The organism is Flavobacterium sp. N2038, from assembly GCF_025947185.1.
GTDB lineage: Bacteria > Bacteroidota > Bacteroidia > Flavobacteriales > Flavobacteriaceae > Flavobacterium.
The window spans coordinates 1,268,529-1,287,113 of the sequence record NZ_CP110001.1 but is presented as its reverse complement, the minus strand read 5'-3'; the positions used below and the strand labels follow the sequence as shown (position 1 = coordinate 1,287,113).

Genomic DNA, 18,585 nt, shown 5'->3' with positions numbered 1-18,585 from the left:
TAAGTGAAGCTTTAATTTTTTTTTATTTATTAGACTTAAAGTCTCTCAATGGATGCCCAGTATAAATTTGTCTTGGCCTTCCTATTGGCTCTTTGTTTTCACGCATTTCTTTCCATTGTGCGATCCAGCCAGGTAACCTACCAATAGCAAACATTACAGTAAACATATCGGTTGGAATTCCTAACGCTCTGTAAATAATCCCAGAATAAAAATCCACATTTGGATATAAGTTTCTTGATTTGAAGTAATCATCTTCAAGGGCAGCTGATTCTAATTTTTTAGCAATTTCTAAAATAGGATCCTCAACACCTAAAGTTTCTAAAACTTCCTTAGCAGCTTTTTTAATAATTTTTGCTCTTGGATCGAAGTTTTTATAAACTCTATGACCAAATCCCATTAAACGGAAAGGATCGTTTTTATCTTTTGCTTTCGCTAAAAATTTATCTGTATCACCTCCATCTTTGTTAATTTCTTCAAGCATTTCAAGTACAGCCTGATTTGCTCCACCATGAAGTGGTCCCCAAAGTGCTGAAACTCCTGCAGAAACTGAAGCAAATAAACCTGCATGCGAAGAACCAACCATTCTAACAGTTGAAGTAGAACAGTTTTGCTCGTGATCTGCATGTAGAATAAACAATTTATCTAAAGCATTAACAATTACTGGATTTGCTGCATAAGGTCCTGTAGGCAATTTAAACATTAATTGCATAAAGCTTTCTACATATCCTTTTGTATTATCATAATAATTCAAAGGATATCCCATAGATTTTCTGTAGGTCCATGTTGCGATTACAAGAAACTTAGCCATTGTTTTACAAATAGCTTCATACATTTCTTTTTCGTTCTCAACATTAACTGCTTTAGGGTTAAAAGCCGTTAACGCACTTGTTAAAGCAGATAACACTCCCATTGGATGTGCCGTTTTTGGAAAACCATCGATGATGTTTTTCATTTCTTCGTTAACCAAAGAATGCTTTTTAATACCATTTTCAAATTGCTCCAATTCAGCAGCGGTAGGTAATTCTCCAAAAATCAAAAGATAAGACACTTCTAAAAAACTAGCTTTTTCAGCCAAATCTTCAATTGAGTATCCTCTGTAACGCAAAATTCCAAGTTCTCCGTCTAAGAAAGTAATTTCACTAGTACAAGATCCAGAATTTTTATATCCAGGATCAATTGTAATAAAACCTGTTAAATCACGTAATTTGTTAATATCGATAGCAGATTCATTTTCGCTTCCTGTTATTACCGGAAGTTCAATTTTCTTACCATCTACTTCTAATGTAGCTATTTTTGACATAATATAATCGGGAATAATTCTATAAAATAATAATTTATCAAATCTAAGGAATTTAAGATTAACTAAAAAAAGAATACTGCTATGAATTTGTTAAAAGTCCAAAAAAAAACCATTCGCAAAGGCGAATGGTTTAAATTCAATGTATATCTTACAATTATTTAATTTTGAATGCATTTAATCCCGGGAAATAAGCTGTACTTCCAAGTTCTTCTTCAATTCTTAATAATTGATTGTATTTTGCCATACGATCAGAACGAGAAGCAGAACCTGTTTTAATTTGTCCACAGTTTAAAGCAACTGCTAAATCAGCAATTGTGTTATCTTCTGTTTCTCCAGAACGGTGAGACATTACTGAAGTATAACCTGCATTTTTAGCCATATTTACTGCAGCGATAGTTTCTGTTAAAGTACCAATTTGGTTCACTTTTACTAGAATTGAATTAGCAATTCCTTTTTCGATACCTGTCGATAAACGTTCAACATTCGTAACAAATAAATCATCACCTACTAATTGTACTTTATTTCCAATTTTTTCAGTTAAATATTTCCATCCATTCCAGTCATCTTCATACATACCATCTTCGATTGAGATAATTGGATATTTAGCAGCAAGTTCAGCTAAATAATCAGCTTGTTCCTCAGAAGTTCTGATTTTACCAGTTTCTCCTTCAAATTTAGTATAATCGTATTTACCATTTACATAAAATTCAGAAGCAGCACAGTCAAGAGCAATCATAATTTCGTCACCGAAAGTATATCCTGCTTTTTCAACCGCTAATTTAATAGTATCTAAAGCATCCTCAGTACCACCAGCTAAATTTGGAGCAAAACCACCTTCGTCACCAACAGCTGTACTTAAACCTCTATCGTGTAAAACTTTTTTCAGGCTGTGGAAAATTTCAGTTCCCATTTGCATAGCATGTGTAAAAGAAGTTGCTTTTACAGGGAAAATCATAAATTCTTGAAATGCAATAGGCGCATCAGAGTGAGAGCCACCATTGATGATGTTCATCATTGGAACTGGTAATGTGTTAGCAGAAACTCCACCAACATATCTGTATAAAGGCAATCCAAGTTCATTGGCAGCAGCTTTTGCAGCAGCCAAAGAAACTCCCAAGATAGCATTAGCTCCTAATTTAGATTTATTTGGAGTTCCATCTAAATCAATCATTAATTGATCAATTGTGTTTTGTTCGAAAACAGAAGTTCCAACTAATTCTTCAGCAATAACAGTATTTACATTGTTCACTGCATTCAAGACTCCTTTTCCAAGATAAGCTTTACCTCCATCACGTAATTCAACAGCCTCGTGCTCTCCAGTTGATGCTCCAGATGGAACAGCAGCTCTTCCTAAAACACCATTTTCAGTTACTACATCAACTTCAATAGTAGGATTCCCTCTAGAATCAAGAATTTGTCTTGCGTGAACTTTAATTATAATACTCATTATTTTTGTTTTTTTATTAGTAAATTATATTTTTTTTTCGAAATTATAAAAATATTTAATACTTAAAACCTATTTAATACATTAAACACCTTTATTTATTAACTACATCGTTTTAGCGATAGATAGTTTTATATTCTCTACAAACTGATCGAACAAATAAGACGAATCATGTGGTCCCGGGCTTGCTTCCGGATGATATTGCACAGAAAAACAGTTTTTGTTTTTCATACGCATTCCTGCAACTGTTCCATCATTCAAATGCAAATGTGTAATTTCTAATTCAGGATGATTGTCTAATTGCTCTTTATTCACAGCAAAACCATGATTTTGAGAAGTAATTTCACCTCTTCCTGTTATAACATTTTTTACAGGATGATTTATACCTCGGTGCCCATTAAACATTTTGTAAGTCTGAACTCCGTTTGCCAAAGCAATTACCTGATGTCCCAGACAAATTCCAAACAAAGGTTTATCGTTTGCCAGAATATCTTTTGCAACTTCAATGGCACCAAAAAGAGGATCTGGATCTCCAGGACCGTTTGACAAGAAATAACCATCTGGATTAAATTCTGACAAATCTTTATAAGTCGAGTTATATGGAAATACCTTAATATAACAATCTCTTTTCGCTAAATTTCTTAAAATATTCTTTTTAATTCCAAGATCTAATGCCGAAACTTTATATGTAGCATTTTCATCTCCAAAAAAATAAGGCTCAGTAGTTGATACTTTTGAAGCCAACTCTAAACCTTCCATGTTTGGCACATTTGCCAACTCTTTTTTCAAATCTTCGATAGAAGTCCCATCAGTACAAATAACAGCATTCATCGCTCCATTATCACGAATATAGCTAACAAGCGCACGTGTATCAACATCAGAAATACAGATTAAATTCTGTTTTGTAAAATAATCTTCCAAACTTCCTGAAGCCATTTCACGAGAATAGTTAAAACTAAAGTTTTTACAAACCAAACCAGCAATTTTAATGCTATCAGATTCAACTTCTAAATCATTAACTCCGTAATTTCCAATGTGAGCATTAGTAGCTACCATAATTTGACCAAAATACGAAGGATCTGTAAATATTTCCTGATATCCCGTCATTCCAGTATTAAAACATACTTCACCAAAAGTCTTACCGCTAATTCCGATAGATTTTCCGTGAAAAATAGTCCCATCACTTAGTAATAAAATGGCGCTTTGTCGTGTTGTGTATTTCATTCTTTAATTGTATTGTTTTATAATCTGCGAAACCAGTCAAACTCGCTTCAATTGTAATTAGATATTTTGCAAATTTACTTCTTTAAAAGAGTGCCTCCAAGATTTTTTAAAAATTTCATTAGCAAAAATAAAACCTAACAGTTTAAATAAGTTAGATTTTAGCAACTTTCAAAAAAATCAAAAAAAAAGGATAAACTAAAAATTAGCTTATCCTTGATTTCTATAGAATCATTACTTTCATAATTATTCAGAAGCTTCAGTAGTCGTTTCTGCTTCAGCTGCTGGAGCTTCAGGAGTACCTTCCGCTTTTTTAGCTTTACCACCACGACGGCTTTTTGCTTTTTTAACTTCTTTTTTACCACCATTGTAAAGTTCATTGAAATCTACAAGTTCGATCATTGCCATATCAGCATTATCTCCCAAACGATTTCCAACTTTAATGATACGAGTGTATCCACCTGGACGGTCACCAACTTTAGCAGCTACATCTCTGAACAAGTCAGTTACAGCATATTTACTACGTAAGTAAGCAAAAACAATACGACGGTTGTGAGTCGTATCTTCTTTTGATTTTGTAATTAAAGGCTCAACAAATTGTTTAAGCGCTTTAGCTTTAGCAACAGTAGTGTTAATACGTTTGTGCTCAATAAGAGAACAAGCCATATTAGCTAACATAGCTTTTCTATGTCCAGTCTGTCTGCTTAAGTGGTTGAATTTTTTTCCGTGTCTCATGACGTGTTTTTTTTATCTTCATCTTGCTACAATCCACTATGGAGAGCAAAATATGAAGTAAATTATTCTTTATCTAATTTGTATTTAGCTAAATCCATTCCGAAAGTTAAATTCTTCACTGCAACAAGTTCATCAAGTTCAGTTAAAGATTTTTTACCAAAATTACGGAATTTCATTAGGTCATTTTTATTGAACGATACTAAATCACCAAGTGTATCAACTTCAGCCGCTTTCAAGCAATTTAATGCTCTAACAGATAAATCCATATCAACAAGCTTAGTTTTAAGCAATTGTCTCATATGCAATGACTCTTCATCATACGATTCTGTTTGTGCAATTTCGTCAGCCTCGAGTGTAATTCTTTCGTCAGAAAATAACATGAAGTGGTGAATTAAAACTTTAGCAGCCTCAGTAAGAGCATCTTTAGGATTAATAGAACCATCAGTTTTAATTTCAAAAACTAATTTTTCGTAATCCGTTTTTTGTTCAACACGGAAGTTTTCAATTGCATATTTTACATTTTTTACCGGAGTAAAAATAGAATCTGTAAAAATAGTACCAATTGCTGCATTTTGTTTTTTGTTCTCCTCAGCAGGAACGTATCCTCTACCTTTTTCGATTGTTAAATCGAAGTTCAATTTGATTTTAGAATCTAAATTACAGATAACAAGATCTGGGTTCAGAACTTGGAAACCTGAAATAAATTTCTGGAAATCACCTGCCGTTAACTGATCTTTACCAGAAACAGAAATTGTAACTGCTTCATTATCTATATCTTCAATCTGACGTTTGAAACGTACTTGTTTAAGATTAAGGATAATTTCGGTAACATCTTCAACAACACCTGAAATAGTAGAAAACTCATGATCTACACCCTCGATACGAACCGATGTAATTGCATAACCTTCTAATGCTGAAAGCAAAACTCTTCTAAGTGCATTACCAACAGTCAATCCATAACCAGGTTCCAAAGGTCTAAATTCGAATTTACCTTCAAAATCGGTTGAATCGATCATGATAACTTTATCGGGCTTTTGAAAATTAAATATTGCCATAAATTTCGACTAAGTCAATTATTATTTGTTGTACAACTCTACGATTAATTGTTCTTTAATGTTTTCTGGAATTTGAAGTCTTGCAGGTACAGAAACAAACGTTCCTTCTTTAAGATCATTGTTCCAAGTAATCCATTCATAAACATGACTTGAATTTGACAAAGAACGTTCGATAGCTTCTAAAGATTTAGATTTTTCACGAACTGCAACTTTATCACCAGGCTTAAGGTGGTAAGAAGGAATATTAACAACTTCACCATTTACAGTAACGTGTCTGTGAGATACAATTTGACGTGCACCTCTTCTAGAAGGAGCGATACCCATTCTAAAAACTACGTTATCCAATCTTGCTTCGCATAATTGTAATAAAACCTCACCAGTAACTCCTTTAGTAGCTGATGCTTTTTCGAATAAATTTCTGAATTGTTTTTCTAAAATTCCGTAAGAATATTTAGCTTTTTGCTTTTCCATTAACTGAACAGCATACTCAGATTTTTTTCCTCTTTTTTTAGCCATCCCGTGTTGTCCAGGTGGGTAATTTCTTTTTTCGAAAGACTTATCATCTCCGAAGATTGCTTCGCCAAATTTACGAGCGATTCTTGTGCTAGGACCAGTATATCTTGCCATTTTAAATTGTTTAAGATAGAGATTATGAATTCAGGTCTTATCCTTCGATAATCTATATTCTATCTAGGTTATACTATATTAAATTTTGAGTATTAAACTCTACGTCTTTTTGGAGGACGACATCCGTTGTGAGGCATTGGAGTAACATCGATAATCTCTGTAACTTCAATTCCACCGTTATGAATAGAACGGATAGCAGACTCACGTCCGTTTCCTGGTCCTTTTACATAAACTTTTACTTTTTTAAGTCCTGCCTCAAGAGCTACTTTACTACAATCTTCTGCTGCCATTTGAGCTGCGTACGGAGTATTCTTTTTAGAACCTCTGAAACCCATTTTACCAGCTGAAGACCAAGAAATAACTTCACCTTTCTTATTAGTCAAAGAAATGATAATATTGTTGAAAGTGGCAGAAATATGAGCTTCACCCGTTGATTCAACGATAACTTTACGTTTTTTTGCAGTTGCTTTAGCCATATTACTTATTATTTAGTTGCTTTTTTCTTGTTAGCAACAGTTTTTCTTTTACCTTTTCTTGTTCTAGAGTTGTTTTTAGTTCTTTGCCCTCTTAACGGAAGACCAGATCTATGACGGATACCTCTGTAACAACCAATATCCATTAAACGTTTGATGTTCAAAGAAACTTCAGAACGTAATTCTCCTTCAATTTTGTAAAATGAAACTGCATCACGAATTGCTCCGATCTCATCATCATTCCAATCTTGAACTTTTTTATCTTGGCTTACTTGAGCTTTCTCTAAAATCTCAATAGCTCTACTTCTTCCTAATCCGAAGATATAGGTAAGTGCGATAACACCTCTTTTGTTTTTTGGGATATCTACCCCTGCTATTCTTGCCATAATTATCCTTGTCTTTGTTTAAATCTAGGATTCTTTTTGTTTATTACGTACAGTCTCCCTTTTCTACGCACGATAATGCACTCGGCACTTCTCTTTTTTACTGATGCTCTAACTTTCATAGTAATTATCCTTTAATATCGATAAGTAATTCTTGCTTTTGACAAATCGTAAGGACTCATTTCTAGTTTCACTTTATCACCAGGTAATAATTTGATGTAATGCATACGCATTTTACCAGAAATATGAGCAATTACAATATGTCCATTTTCTAACTCTACACGGAACATCGCATTAGATAATGCTTCAATGATTGATCCGTCTTGTTCTATTGCTGATTGTTTTGCCATAAATATATTAAGCTACTGCTTTTCTATTTTTACCAGTCTTCATTAAACCATCATAATGTTTATTCAACAAGTATGAATTGATTTGTTGAATCGTGTCTATTGCAACTCCCACCATAATTATTAATGAGGTACCTCCAAAAAACATTGCCCAAGATTGTTGTACATCCATAATACTTACAACAATGGCTGGGAACACAGCAATCAAAGCAAGGAATAAAGATCCTGGGAAAGTTATTAAAGACATCACTTTATCAAGAAATTCAGAAGTTTCAGTTCCCGGACGAACACCCGGAATAAAACCACCACTTCTTTTCAAATCATCAGCCATTTTGTTTGTAGGTACAGTAATTGCAGTGTAAAAGAATGTAAATACAATAATTAAAGTTGCAAATACAAAATTATACCAAAAACCAAACATATTGCTAAATGCTCCAACGATAGATTGTGATGTGTCTGATTTAGACAATCCAGCTACAGCTGCAGGTATAAACATAATTGCCTGAGCAAAAATGATTGGCATAACTCCAGAAGCATTAAGCTTAAGAGGAATCCATTGTCTGTTACCACCTGCTAAATCTTGCTCGTAGTCTCCAGTTGTAGTACGACGAGCGTATTGAACTGGAATTCTACGTACTGCCATTGTCAATAATACACAAGAAATAATAACCAATAACCATACGATAATCTCGATAGCCATTAACATTAAACCTCCAGCGTTATTAGTAACAACAGATTTAAATTCTTGTATAAAAGCTTGTGGTAAACGAGCCAAAATACCCACCATAATTAATAATGAAATTCCATTTCCAATACCTTTATCTGTAATTTTTTCTCCAAGCCACATAGCAAAAATTGTACCAGTAACCAAGATAATAACAGACGAAAATAAAAACTCAGGAGAGTTAAAACCTAGTAAAAATGCATTTCCAGGTAACGTTCTGTATAAATTGTAGATATAAGTTGGACCTTGAACCAATGTAATAGCAATAGTTAACCAACGTGTAATTTGGTTAATCTTTTTTCTACCACTTTCTCCATCATTTTGAAGTTTTTGCAAATAAGGAATAGCAATTCCCATTAACTGAACAACAATAGAAGCAGAAATGTAAGGCATAATACCTAAAGCAAAAACTGAAGCTTTAGAGAATGCACCTCCGGTGAACATGTCCAGGATAGATCCTAGACCATTTTTAGTTTGTCCTGCTAACCCCATCAATTGAGTTGCGTCAATTCCAGGAAGCGTTACGTGTGCTCCAAAACGATATACTAAAAGTAATCCTAAAGTAATTAGAATTCTGTTTTTCAGTTCTTCGATTTTCCAAACATTGCTTATTGATTCAATAAATTTCTTCATACAATAGAAAAATTATATTGTTACAGCCTCTCCTCCAGCAGCTTCAATAGCAGCTTTAGCAGTAGCAGTAAATTTGTGAGCAGTTACTTTTAATTTTGCTTTCAACTCTCCTCTACCTAAAATCTTAACGATTTCATTTTTGGTAGCTAGACGGTTTGCTACGAAATCTGTCATAGAAACAGAATCAGTAATCACACCATTGTCTACTAATAATTGAAGCGTATCTAAATTAACACCTTCGTATTCTTTACGATTGATGTTTGTGAAACCAAACTTAGGTACACGTCTTTGAAGTGGCATTTGCCCTCCTTCAAAACCAATCTTTTTAGAATAACCAGAACGAGATTTTGCTCCTTTGTGACCTCTTGCAGAAGTACCACCTTTTCCAGAACCTTCTCCTCTACCTAATCTTTTATTTTGATTGTGCGTTGACCCTTCAGCTGGTTGTAAGTTACTTAAATTCATAACAGTATTTGTTATTTAGCTTCTTCTACAGAAACTAAGTGTTTAACTTTGTTTATCATCCCAAGGATTGCAGGATTTGAATCATGCTCTACAACTTGTCCCATTTTACGTAGACCTAAAGCTTCCAAACCTCTTTTTTGAGAAAGAGGGCAGTTGATTTTGCTTCTTACTTGTTTTACTAATAATTTAGCCATAATTTCCTTGAATTAACCTTTAAAAACTTTTTCTAAAGAAACACCTCTTTGTTTTGCAACAGTATGAGCGCTTCTCATTTGTAATAAAGCATCAAAAGTTGCTTTCACTACGTTATGAGGATTTGATGATCCTTGAGATTTAGATAATACATCGTGAATACCTACTGATTCAAGAACTGAACGAACAGCTCCACCAGCAATAACTCCTGTACCATGAGAAGCAGGAATTAAAAATACACGTGCACCACCAAATTTACCTTTTTGTTCGTGAGGAACTGATTGTCCGTTCAAAGGAATTTTTACTAAATTTTTCTTAGCATCTTCTACTGCTTTCGCAATTGCTTCAGAAACGTCTTTAGATTTTCCTAATCCGTGACCAACTACTCCATTTTCATCACCTACAACTACAATAGCAGAAAAACCGAAAGCTCTACCACCTTTTGTAACTTTAGTAACACGATTAACACTTACCAGACGATCTTTAAGTTCAAGACCACTTGGTTTTACCAATTCTACATTTTTGTATTTAGACATAATATATTAGAATTTAAGTCCAGCCGCTCTTGCGCCTTCTGCTAATGATTTAATACGACCGTGATACAAATATCCACCTCTGTCAAAAGTGATGGTTTCGATCCCAGCTTTTAACGCTTTCTCCGCAACTAGTTTTCCAACAGCAGCAGCTACTTCAACGTTAGTACCTTTTCCTATTTCTTTTTCTCTTGAAGATGCAGCTAATATAGTAACTCCATTTACATCATCAATAAGTTGAGCGTAAATTTCTTTGTTACTTCTAAATACAGATAATCTTGGATTAGCAGCAGTACCACTAATTGACTTTCTAATTCTGAATCTAATTCTCTGTCTTCTATCAGATTTTGTTAATGACATAATCTTATTTTTTAAGCTGATTTACCTGCTTTTCTTCTTAATACTTCACCCACAAATTTAACACCTTTTCCTTTGTATGGCTCTGGCTTACGGAAACCTCTGATTTTCGCAGCAACTTGACCTAAAAGTTGTTTATCAAATGATGTTAACTTTACGATAGGGTTTTTACCTTTTTCAGATATTGTTTCTAAAGATACTTCTGGAGCAATTTCTAAAACAATATTGTGAGAATATCCAAGAGCTAAATCTAACTTTTGACCTTGGTTTGAAGCTCTGTAACCAACTCCAACTAATTCTAGTTCTTTAGTAAAACCTTCAGATACACCAACAATCATATTACTGATTAATGATCTGTATAATCCGTGTTTTGCTCTTTGGTCTTTATGATCAGACGATCTTTCAACTAAAACTTGATCGCCTTCAACTTTTACAGTTACGTCCGAAAACTCCTGAGTAAGTTGACCTTTTTTTCCTTTTACTGTAATAATACCGTCTTTAACTTCTACAGTTACACCAGCAGTGATTACAATTGGGCTTTTACCTATTCTTGACATCTTTATCTAGTGTTTAAAATTAGTATACGTAGCAAATTACTTCACCACCTACATTTAATTGCTTAGCTTGTTTTCCAGTCATCAAACCTTTTGATGTAGAAACAATAGCAATTCCTAATCCGTTAAGGATTCTCGGTAATTTGGCAGCACCTGCGTACTTACGTAAACCAGGTTTACTAATTCTTTGGATATCTTTGATTACAGGCTCTTTAGTATCTTTATCATACTTTAAAGCAATTTTGATTGAACCCTGAACAGTGTTCGTCTCAAATTTGTAACTTAAGATATAACCTTGATCAAATAAGATCTTAGTTATTTCTTTTTTTAGATTAGAAGCCGGAATTTCAACAACTTTGTGGTTTGCAGCCACAGCGTTACGAACTCTAGTCAAATAATCTGCAATAGGATCTGTATACATATGTATTTGATTGCGATTATGGTTTTCGGGAGACACTCGTCTCCCGAACCTTTAATCAATTAAAATTATTTTTTGGTTTGCAAAAGTAATAACTTATTACGAGATTACCAAGATGCTTTTTTAACACCAGGAATTAATCCATTATTAGCCATTTCACGGAAAGTTACACGAGAAATACCAAATTGACGAATATAACCTCTTGGTCTACCTGTTAATTTACAACGATTATGCAAACGAACTGGTGAAGCATTTTTAGGTAATTTTTGTAGGCCTTCATAATCTCCAGCTTCTAATAAAGCTTTTCTTTTTTCAGCATACTTAGCTACCGTTTTCTCTCTTTTCACCTCACGGGCTTTCATTGATTCTTTAGCCATGTCTTAATTCTTTTTAAAAGGTAATCCTAATTCAGCCAATAATGACTTTGCTTCCTTGTCTGTTTTTGCAGTAGTAACAAAAGTAATATCCATTCCTGAGATTTTGTTTACTTTGTCAATATCAATTTCTGGGAAAATGATTTGCTCCAAAACTCCAAGATTGTAGTTACCTCTTCCGTCGAAACCTGTAGCTTTGATACCACTAAAATCTCTAACGCGTGGTAAAGCAGAAGTAATAAGTCTATCTAAAAACTCATACATTCTTTCACCACGTAAAGTAACTTTTGCTCCAATAGGCATCCCTTTTCTCAATTTGAATGACGCAACGTCTTTCTTTGAAATTGTAGATACTGCTTTTTGTCCAGTGATCTTTGTTAACTCATCAACTGCATAGTCAATAAGTTTTTTATCAGATACAGCTGCACCAACTCCACGGCTCAAAACGATTTTTTCAAGTTTTGGAACTTGCATAACGTTTGTATATCCGAACTCTTCTTTAAGAGCAGAGATTACTCTACTCTTATATTCTTCTTTTAGTCTAGGTGTATATGCCATTACTATAGTACTTGATTAGATTTTTTTGAAAATCTTACTTTCTTATCTCCTTCTACTCTAATACCTACTCTAGTTGTTTCCTTAGTTTTAGGATCAATTAGAGCAATGTTAGAAATTTGAATAGAAGCCTCTTTCTTAACGATACCACCTTGAGGGTTTTTAGCACTTGGTTTTGTATGTTTTGAAACCATGTTTACACCTTCAACTATCGCTTTATTTTTCTCACGGTAAACACGTAAAACTTTACCTTCAGCACCTTTATGGTCTCCAGCAATAACTCTTACGATATCTCCTGATTTTATTTTTAGCTTTATCATCTTAAAACGAATTAAAGCACTTCTGGTGCTAATGATACAATTTTCATGAATTGTTTTTCACGAAGTTCTCTTGCTACCGGACCAAAAACACGAGTCCCTCTCATTTCCCCTGCAGCGTTCAAAAGAACACATGCATTATCATCGAAACGGATATAAGAACCATCAGCTCTTCTCACTTCTTTTTTGGTACGTACAACAACTGCAGTTGAAACAGCTCCTTTTTTAACGTTACCGTTTGGAGTTGCATCTTTAATAGATACTACAATCTTGTCACCAACAGAGGCATACCTTCTTTTGGTACCTCCTAAAACACGGATAGTTAAAACTTCTTTTGCTCCCGTGTTATCTGCTACTTTTAGTCTTGATTCCTGTTGTACCATAATTATTTAGCTCTTTCTAAGATTTCAACTAATCTCCAACATTTTGTTTTACTTAAAGGACGCGTTTCGCTAATTCTTACAGTATCTCCAATGTTACAGTCGTTTGTTTCGTCGTGTGCAACATATTTCTTTGTTTTCAACACGAACTTACCGTATAATGGGTGTTTTACTTTTCTTACTTCAGCAATAACAATAGACTTATCCATTTTATTTGAAGTAACAACACCTATTCTTTCTTTTCTTAAATTTCTTTTTTCTTCCATCTTTCAGCAGAATACAATTATTGTAACTCTCTTTTAGTTAACTCTGTAGCCAATCTTGCAACTGTTCTTCTTACACCTCTAATTTGAAGCGGGTTCTCAATTGGAGAAATAGCATGAGCCATTTTTAGGTCAGCATATATTTTCTTAGTTTGACTAAGTTTTTCTTGCAACTCCGCTGCAGAAAGATCTTTTATTTCTGATTGTTTCATAATATAATATAAATTATGCTTCGAAATCTCTAGCAACGACGAACTTAGTTTTTACTGGAAGTTTTTGAGCTGCAAGACGTAACGCCTCTTTTGCAACTGACAATGGAACTCCTCCAACTTCAAACATAATTCTTCCTGGTTTAACAACAGCAGCCCAATACTCAACTGCTCCTTTACCTTTACCCATACGTACTTCAAGAGGTTTCTTAGTAATAGGTTTGTCTGGGAATATTTTAATCCATAATTGTCCCTCTCTCTTCATGTAACGAGTTGCAGCGATACGCGCAGCTTCGATTTGACGAGAAGTTAAGAACATTCCATCTTCATGTACAGATTTAATACCAAACATTCCATTAGAAAGTTCATGCCCTCTTTGAGAGTTACCTTTCATCTTACCTTTTTGTACCTTACGGTATTTTGTTCTTTTAGGCTGTAACATTTTTCTTTAGTTTAAAAATTTACTTTCTTTTACGAGCGTCTGGTTTTCCACCTTTATTAAAGTTAGATTTACCTCTAGGGGCATCTCCACCTTTACCACCACCAGTACCAGATTGTTTTTTATCCATTCCTGCAAGTGGAGAAAGATCTCTCTTTCCATAAACTTCACCTTTCATGATCCATACTTTGATACCCATTCTACCGTAAGTAGTGTGAGCTTCAGCCAAAGCATAATCAATATCAGCTCTGAAAGTTGATAGAGGAATTCTACCTTCTTTGAAACCTTCTGAACGCGCCATCTCAGCACCATTCAAACGACCAGAAATCAAAACTTTGATACCTTCAGCGTTCATACGCATAGAAGCAGCAATAGCCATTTTGATTGCACGTCTGTAAGAGATACGGCTTTCGATTTGACGAGCGATGCTTGTCGCCACAAGATAAGCATCTAATTCAGGTCTTTTGATTTCAAAGATGTTGATTTGAACCTCTTTGTCAGTAACTTTCTTAAGTTCTTCTTTTAACTTGTCTACCTCTTGTCCACCTTTTCCGATAATAATACCAGGTCTAGCAGTAGTGATAGTAACGGTTACAAGCTTTAAAGTTCTCTCGATAATTACTTTAGATACACTAGCTTTTGATAAACGAGCGTGGATATACTTTCTGATTTTGTGATCTTCGGCAAGTTTATCACCGTAATCATTTCCACCATACCAGTTTGAGTCCCACCCTCTGATGATACCAAGTCTATTTCCAATTGGATTTGTCTTTTGTCCCATGCTGCTTAAGAATTGCTTTGTGTGTTATTGATAGCTCCAAGCACGATTGTTACGTGGTTAGAACGTTTTCTGATTCTGTGTGCACGACCTTGTGGAGCTGGACGAAGTCTTTTCAACATCATTCCACCATCTACTCTGATCTCTTTAACAAATAAACCAGCTTCTTCTAAATTACCTTCACTATTTTTTTGCTCCCAGTTGTTGATTGCAGATAATAATAGTTTTTCTAATTTTCTTGAAGCTTCTTTAGAACTGAATCTTAAAATGTTAAGTGCTCTTTCTACCTTCTGACCTCTTACCAAGTCCGCTACTAAGCGCATTTTTCTAGGTGAAGTAGGGCAGTTATTCAATTTTGCGAAAGCAATAGACTTATTAGCCTCTTTTCTCGCATCTGCTGTTTCTCTTTTACGAACTCCCATTGCTTCTTATTTTTTACCTTTATTTTTTGCTCCAGCATGACCTCTAAAAGATCTAGTTGGTGAAAACTCTCCTAATTTGTGACCTACCATGTTTTCTGTTACGTAAACTGGTACAAATTGACGACCGTTATGAACTGCGATAGTTTGTCCAACAAAGTCAGGAGTAATCATTGAAGCTCTAGACCAAGTCTTCACTACACTATTTTTACCACTTTCTACGTTTTCTTGAACTTTCTTGTCTAATTTATAATGAACGAAAGGTCCTTTTTTTAATGAACGTGCCATATCTTATTATTTCTTTCTACGTTCTACGATATACTTGTTACTCGGGTTTTTCTTAGAACGAGTTCTGTAACCTTTAGCTGGCAATCCGTTTCTTGAACGTGGGTGCCCTCCAGAAGAACGTCCTTCACCACCTCCCATAGGGTGATCAACTGGGTTCATCGCTACTGGTCTAGTTCTAGGTCTTCTTCCTAACCATCTTGTTCTACCTGCTTTTCCAGATACAACTAATTGGTGGTCAGAGTTAGAAACAGCTCCAATTGTAGCCGAACAAGTTAACAAGATTAATCTTGTCTCACCAGATGGCATTTTAATTGTTGCATATTTCCCGTCTCTTGCCATTAACTGAGCAAAAGTTCCAGCTGAACGAGCAATAACAGCTCCTTGTCCTGGACGTAACTCAATACAAGATATAACAGTTCCAAGAGGAATTCTGCTTAAAGGTAATGTATTACCAATTTCTGGTTGAGATTCTGGCCCAGAAACTAATTTCTGACCAACTTTCAATCCATTTTGAGCAATTACATAAGTTTTCTCTCCATCAGCGTAAGCTAATAAAGCGATAAATGCAGTACGATTTGGATCATATTCGATTGATTTCACTGTAGCCGGAATTCCGTCTTTAGTTCTTTTGAAATCAATAATACGATATCTCTGCTTGTGACCACCACCCGTATAACGCATGGTCATCTTTCCTTGACTATTTCTACCTCCAGAGTTTTTTATCGGCGCTATCAAAGAGCGTTCCGGCTTATCAGTTGTAATGGCGTCATAACCATTCACAACTCTAAATCGCTGACCTGGGGTAATAGGTTTTAATTTTCTTACTGACATTTTTCTATCTTAGATATTGTTGTAAAAATCAATTGTTTCTCCTTCTTGTACTTGAACAATCGCTTTTTTAATTGCATTTGTCTTTCCACTGATTAAACCACTTTTAGTGTATTTAGTAGATCTGTCTGGTCTCACATTCATAGTGTTAACAGAAACGATAGTTACTCCATAAGCAGCCTCAACAGCTTTCTTAATTTGAACTTTGTTTGCTTTTTTGTCAACAACGAATCCGAAGCGGTTAAGAACTTCACTTTCTTTGGTTACTTTTTCCGTTACTATAGGTCTGATAATGATGCTCATATTCCTATTATTTACTTAAATTTTCTTCAATTAACTCTAAAGAACCTTCCAAAAGCACTAAATTATTAGCGTTTAATATTGCGTAAGTGCTTAATTCTGAGCTAGTTACAACATTAGAAGCCTTTAAATTACGTGACGACAAATATACGTTTTTATTTGACTCACCCAATACAAATAGAGATTTTTTATTTTCTAACCCTAAAGCTTTCAAAACGTTAATGAAATTTTTAGTGTTTGGCGCTTCAAAATTAAAGTCTTCAAGAACGACAATATTCGCTTCTTTTGCTTTAATTGAGAAAGCTGATTTTCTAGCCAATCTTTTTACGCTTTTATTCAATTTAAATGAATAACTTCTTGGTCTTGGCCCGAAAACTGTTCCACCACCTTTAAACAAAGGATTTTTAATACTTCCCGCACGAGCAGTACCAGTTCCTTTTTGTTTTTTAATCTTACGTGTACTACCAGTTACTTCAGCTCTTTCTTTAGCCTTATGAGTACCTTGTCTTTGATTAGCAAGATATTGCTTAACATCAAGATATACAGCGTGATTGTTTGGTTCAATTGCGAATACTGAATCAGAAAGTTGAACTTTTCTTCCAGTATCTTTTCCGTTGAAATCTAATACTTTTACTTCCATTACTTCTGAATGATTACATAAGAGTTTTTATGTCCAGGAACACATCCTTTAATAACAAGTAAGTTCTTTTCAGCAACTACTTTTAAAACTCTAAGGTTTTGAACTTTTACATTTTCTCCTCCCATTCTTCCAGCCATACGCATTCCTTTGAATACTCTAGATGGATAAGAAGAAGCTCCTACAGAACCTGGCGCTCTTAAACGGTTGTGCTGACCATGAGTAGCTTGTCCAACCCCACCAAAACCGTGACGTTTAACAACCCCTTGGAAACCTTTACCTTTAGACACACCTTGTACATCTACAAATTCTCCTTCTTCAAAAATAGAAACATCAATAAGATCTCCTAATTTTTGCTCAGTTGCGAAATCTTGGAATTCAACGACTTTTTTCTTAGCAACAGTTCCAGCTTTTTTAAAGTGCCCTAAAGCAGCTTTAGTGGAATGTTTCTCGTTTTTGTCATCGAAACCAAGTTGCAACGCTTCGTACCCGTCAACACTTTTGGTTCTGACTTGGGTAACAACGCATGGACCAGCTTCGATTACTGTACAAGGAATGTTTTTCCCGTTTTCGTCAAAAATACTAGTCATGCCGATTTTCTTACCAATTAACCCAGACATAAATATTAATTATTAATTACTAAAATTCCCTTCAATTTGAAAATAACAGAAATTTCCAAACAGGGAGTGCAAAAGTAGACATTAAAATTGAATATACCAAACAGTTACAAAAATTAAATCGCTCATAATCAAAATCCAAGCTCAAAAATGACATCAAAAACAGCTTTGCCCAGCACAAAATTTGAAACATTTTTTTTAATCTTTAGACAATTTACACTTAACAATTACTTAATAAAATTGAAATAAAAAACTTTCGTACCTCCTTAAAACAAAGGTCTTTACACAAATCCAAAAGACTTACGGAACCATAAAATATTTAGAAAAAACCACCAACTAAAACCACCCCTTCAAAACAAAAAAAGCGAGTCATTTCTGACTCGCTTTTTATATAAAAAATATAATAAAAATTATACTTTAATCTCTACTTCAACTCCACTTGGCAATTCAAGTTTCATTAAAGCATCAATAGTTTTAGATGAAGATGAATAAATATCAATCAATCTCTTGTATGACATTACTTCAAATTGCTCTCTCGCTTTTTTGTTAACGTGCGGAGAACGTAACACAGTGAAAAGTTTTTTGTGAGTTGGTAACGGAATTGGACCTGTTACAACTGCTCCAGTAGTTTTTACTGTTTTTACGATCTTTTCAGCAGATTTATCTACCAACATGTGATCGTAAGATTTTAGTTTTATTCTGATTTTTTGACTCATTTTC

Annotated in this window: 32 protein-coding genes; all 32 read right to left on the bottom strand. The window is 34.4% G+C overall.

The genetic code is table 11. The features are described 5' to 3' along the window. Positions 1 to 22: 22 nt before the first annotated feature. Positions 23 to 1,300: a citrate synthase gene (locus OLM51_RS05795; protein ID WP_264553405.1), complete on the bottom strand. Its 1,278-nt coding sequence runs from the start codon at positions 1,298 to 1,300 to the stop codon at positions 23 to 25. A 154-nt stretch (positions 1,301 to 1,454) separates the two neighbouring features. Then, entirely contained in the window at positions 1,455 to 2,747 is a 1,293-nt protein-coding gene (eno, locus tag OLM51_RS05790; RefSeq protein ID WP_035650440.1) for a phosphopyruvate hydratase, read from the bottom strand. Positions 2,748 to 2,849: 102 nt separating this feature from the next. After that, positions 2,850 to 3,968 carry a glutamine-hydrolyzing carbamoyl-phosphate synthase small subunit gene (gene carA / locus OLM51_RS05785; protein WP_264553404.1) on the bottom strand — a complete coding sequence of 373 codons (1,119 nt, stop codon included), beginning with the start codon at positions 3,966 to 3,968 and terminating at the stop codon, positions 2,850 to 2,852. A gap of 243 nt (positions 3,969 to 4,211) precedes the next feature. After that, positions 4,212 to 4,700 carry a 50S ribosomal protein L17 gene (rplQ, locus tag OLM51_RS05780; protein WP_202701683.1) on the bottom strand — a complete coding sequence of 163 codons (489 nt, stop codon included), beginning with the start codon at positions 4,698 to 4,700 and terminating at the stop codon, positions 4,212 to 4,214. A 62-nt stretch (positions 4,701 to 4,762) separates the two neighbouring features. Continuing rightward, a complete protein-coding gene (locus OLM51_RS05775; RefSeq protein ID WP_026109818.1) occupies positions 4,763 to 5,755 on the bottom strand; it encodes a DNA-directed RNA polymerase subunit alpha in 993 nt (330 codons plus the stop codon). Positions 5,756 to 5,776: 21 nt separating this feature from the next. Further along, entirely contained in the window at positions 5,777 to 6,382 is a 606-nt protein-coding gene (gene rpsD, locus OLM51_RS05770; protein ID WP_035619621.1) for a 30S ribosomal protein S4, read from the bottom strand. Positions 6,383 to 6,474: 92 nt separating this feature from the next. Continuing rightward, a complete protein-coding gene (rpsK, locus tag OLM51_RS05765; RefSeq protein ID WP_007803677.1) occupies positions 6,475 to 6,858 on the bottom strand; it encodes a 30S ribosomal protein S11 in 384 nt (127 codons plus the stop codon). Between the two features lie 8 nt (positions 6,859 to 6,866). Continuing rightward, complete coding sequence (gene rpsM, locus OLM51_RS05760) at positions 6,867 to 7,241, bottom strand: 30S ribosomal protein S13 (RefSeq protein ID WP_007803675.1); 375 nt, start codon at positions 7,239 to 7,241, stop codon at positions 6,867 to 6,869. Positions 7,242 to 7,243: 2 nt separating this feature from the next. Next, positions 7,244 to 7,360 carry a type B 50S ribosomal protein L36 gene (ykgO, locus tag OLM51_RS05755; protein ID WP_002987490.1) on the bottom strand — a complete coding sequence of 39 codons (117 nt, stop codon included), beginning with the start codon at positions 7,358 to 7,360 and terminating at the stop codon, positions 7,244 to 7,246. A 12-nt stretch (positions 7,361 to 7,372) separates the two neighbouring features. Further along, entirely contained in the window at positions 7,373 to 7,588 is a 216-nt protein-coding gene (infA, locus tag OLM51_RS05750; RefSeq protein WP_007136545.1) for a translation initiation factor IF-1, read from the bottom strand. Between the two features lie 7 nt (positions 7,589 to 7,595). Beyond that, positions 7,596 to 8,942, bottom strand: coding sequence for a preprotein translocase subunit SecY (gene secY, locus OLM51_RS05745; RefSeq protein WP_264553403.1), 1,347 nt, complete (start codon positions 8,940 to 8,942; stop codon positions 7,596 to 7,598). Between the two features lie 12 nt (positions 8,943 to 8,954). Then, complete coding sequence (gene rplO / locus OLM51_RS05740) at positions 8,955 to 9,407, bottom strand: 50S ribosomal protein L15 (protein ID WP_017495009.1); 453 nt, start codon at positions 9,405 to 9,407, stop codon at positions 8,955 to 8,957. Between the two features lie 11 nt (positions 9,408 to 9,418). After that, positions 9,419 to 9,601 carry a 50S ribosomal protein L30 gene (gene rpmD, locus OLM51_RS05735; RefSeq protein ID WP_017495010.1) on the bottom strand — a complete coding sequence of 61 codons (183 nt, stop codon included), beginning with the start codon at positions 9,599 to 9,601 and terminating at the stop codon, positions 9,419 to 9,421. A gap of 12 nt (positions 9,602 to 9,613) precedes the next feature. Next, complete coding sequence (gene rpsE, locus OLM51_RS05730) at positions 9,614 to 10,138, bottom strand: 30S ribosomal protein S5 (protein ID WP_085950926.1); 525 nt, start codon at positions 10,136 to 10,138, stop codon at positions 9,614 to 9,616. Between the two features lie 3 nt (positions 10,139 to 10,141). Beyond that, positions 10,142 to 10,492: a 50S ribosomal protein L18 gene (gene rplR, locus OLM51_RS05725; protein ID WP_053470830.1), complete on the bottom strand. Its 351-nt coding sequence runs from the start codon at positions 10,490 to 10,492 to the stop codon at positions 10,142 to 10,144. Between the two features lie 11 nt (positions 10,493 to 10,503). After that, positions 10,504 to 11,046, bottom strand: a complete 543-nt coding sequence (rplF, locus tag OLM51_RS05720) for a 50S ribosomal protein L6 (protein WP_194140866.1) — start codon at positions 11,044 to 11,046, stop codon at positions 10,504 to 10,506. Between the two features lie 19 nt (positions 11,047 to 11,065). Further along, positions 11,066 to 11,464: a 30S ribosomal protein S8 gene (rpsH, locus tag OLM51_RS05715; RefSeq protein WP_029272051.1), complete on the bottom strand. Its 399-nt coding sequence runs from the start codon at positions 11,462 to 11,464 to the stop codon at positions 11,066 to 11,068. A gap of 104 nt (positions 11,465 to 11,568) precedes the next feature. Beyond that, positions 11,569 to 11,838: a 30S ribosomal protein S14 gene (rpsN, locus tag OLM51_RS05710; RefSeq protein ID WP_031456037.1), complete on the bottom strand. Its 270-nt coding sequence runs from the start codon at positions 11,836 to 11,838 to the stop codon at positions 11,569 to 11,571. Between the two features lie 3 nt (positions 11,839 to 11,841). Continuing rightward, positions 11,842 to 12,393 carry a 50S ribosomal protein L5 gene (gene rplE / locus OLM51_RS05705; protein ID WP_017495015.1) on the bottom strand — a complete coding sequence of 184 codons (552 nt, stop codon included), beginning with the start codon at positions 12,391 to 12,393 and terminating at the stop codon, positions 11,842 to 11,844. Positions 12,394 to 12,395: 2 nt separating this feature from the next. Continuing rightward, on the bottom strand, positions 12,396 to 12,710 hold the full coding sequence (gene rplX, locus OLM51_RS05700; RefSeq protein WP_026727873.1) for a 50S ribosomal protein L24: 315 nt from the start codon (positions 12,708 to 12,710) through the stop codon (positions 12,396 to 12,398). An 11-nt stretch (positions 12,711 to 12,721) separates the two neighbouring features. Next, positions 12,722 to 13,090: a 50S ribosomal protein L14 gene (rplN, locus tag OLM51_RS05695; protein WP_007803649.1), complete on the bottom strand. Its 369-nt coding sequence runs from the start codon at positions 13,088 to 13,090 to the stop codon at positions 12,722 to 12,724. 2 nt (positions 13,091 to 13,092) lie between these two features. Further along, positions 13,093 to 13,353, bottom strand: a complete 261-nt coding sequence (gene rpsQ, locus OLM51_RS05690; RefSeq protein ID WP_007803646.1) for a 30S ribosomal protein S17 — start codon at positions 13,351 to 13,353, stop codon at positions 13,093 to 13,095. 17 nt (positions 13,354 to 13,370) lie between these two features. Then, a complete protein-coding gene (gene rpmC, locus OLM51_RS05685; RefSeq protein WP_133507759.1) occupies positions 13,371 to 13,562 on the bottom strand; it encodes a 50S ribosomal protein L29 in 192 nt (63 codons plus the stop codon). 13 nt (positions 13,563 to 13,575) lie between these two features. Continuing rightward, positions 13,576 to 14,001: a 50S ribosomal protein L16 gene (gene rplP / locus OLM51_RS05680; RefSeq protein ID WP_017495016.1), complete on the bottom strand. Its 426-nt coding sequence runs from the start codon at positions 13,999 to 14,001 to the stop codon at positions 13,576 to 13,578. A gap of 19 nt (positions 14,002 to 14,020) precedes the next feature. Next, positions 14,021 to 14,779, bottom strand: a complete 759-nt coding sequence (rpsC, locus tag OLM51_RS05675) for a 30S ribosomal protein S3 (RefSeq protein ID WP_012022487.1) — start codon at positions 14,777 to 14,779, stop codon at positions 14,021 to 14,023. 5 nt (positions 14,780 to 14,784) lie between these two features. After that, positions 14,785 to 15,198, bottom strand: coding sequence for a 50S ribosomal protein L22 (rplV, locus tag OLM51_RS05670; protein ID WP_007803631.1), 414 nt, complete (start codon positions 15,196 to 15,198; stop codon positions 14,785 to 14,787). Between the two features lie 6 nt (positions 15,199 to 15,204). Next, a complete protein-coding gene (gene rpsS, locus OLM51_RS05665) occupies positions 15,205 to 15,483 on the bottom strand; it encodes a 30S ribosomal protein S19 (protein WP_012022488.1) in 279 nt (92 codons plus the stop codon). Between the two features lie 6 nt (positions 15,484 to 15,489). After that, the gene (gene rplB, locus OLM51_RS05660; protein ID WP_035650459.1) at positions 15,490 to 16,314 is read right to left on the bottom strand and encodes a 50S ribosomal protein L2; all 825 of its coding nucleotides are present in this window, start codon (positions 16,312 to 16,314) and stop codon (positions 15,490 to 15,492) included. Positions 16,315 to 16,323: 9 nt separating this feature from the next. After that, complete coding sequence (gene rplW / locus OLM51_RS05655; RefSeq protein ID WP_012022489.1) at positions 16,324 to 16,614, bottom strand: 50S ribosomal protein L23; 291 nt, start codon at positions 16,612 to 16,614, stop codon at positions 16,324 to 16,326. 7 nt (positions 16,615 to 16,621) lie between these two features. Next, positions 16,622 to 17,251 (bottom strand): 50S ribosomal protein L4, encoded by a 630-nt coding sequence (gene rplD, locus OLM51_RS05650; protein ID WP_264553402.1) that lies wholly within the window; start codon positions 17,249 to 17,251, stop codon positions 16,622 to 16,624. After that, positions 17,251 to 17,868, bottom strand: a complete 618-nt coding sequence (gene rplC, locus OLM51_RS05645; RefSeq protein WP_264553401.1) for a 50S ribosomal protein L3 — start codon at positions 17,866 to 17,868, stop codon at positions 17,251 to 17,253. The genes rplD and rplC overlap by 1 nt, the downstream gene beginning before the upstream one ends. A gap of 407 nt (positions 17,869 to 18,275) precedes the next feature. Next, positions 18,276 to 18,581, bottom strand: a complete 306-nt coding sequence (gene rpsJ, locus OLM51_RS05640) for a 30S ribosomal protein S10 (protein WP_007803605.1) — start codon at positions 18,579 to 18,581, stop codon at positions 18,276 to 18,278. Between the last annotated feature and the right edge of the window lie 4 nt (positions 18,582 to 18,585).